This is a genomic window from Streptomyces scopuliridis RB72 (assembly GCF_000718095.1).
GTDB lineage: Bacteria > Actinomycetota > Actinomycetes > Streptomycetales > Streptomycetaceae > Streptomyces > Streptomyces scopuliridis.
In genome coordinates, this window is record NZ_JOEI01000111.1 from 1 (window position 1) to 230 (window position 230).

General features: G+C 67.4%; 1 protein-coding gene. It reads left to right on the plus strand.

Annotation, left to right across the window (positions count from 1 at the left end; translation table 11 throughout):
- Positions 1–230 (plus strand): RHS repeat domain-containing protein (locus IF11_RS37545; RefSeq protein ID WP_037729569.1); only part of this gene is annotated, 230 nt, incomplete at both ends.

Sequence of the window (230 nt, forward strand, 5' to 3'; positions counted from 1 at the left end):
TCACCCGCTACGAACGCGACACGTTCGGCCGCCCCGTACGGATCACGGACCCGCTGGGAGCGGTTGTCCTCCTCCAGTGGACCATCGAGGGCGAACTCGCGCGACGTACCGGTCCGGACGGCGCGACCGAGTCCTGGTCCTACGACGGCGAGGGCAATTGCCTCACCCACACCGATCCCATCGGCGGTACCACCCGCTTCGAATACACCCACTTCGACCTGCTCGTGGCC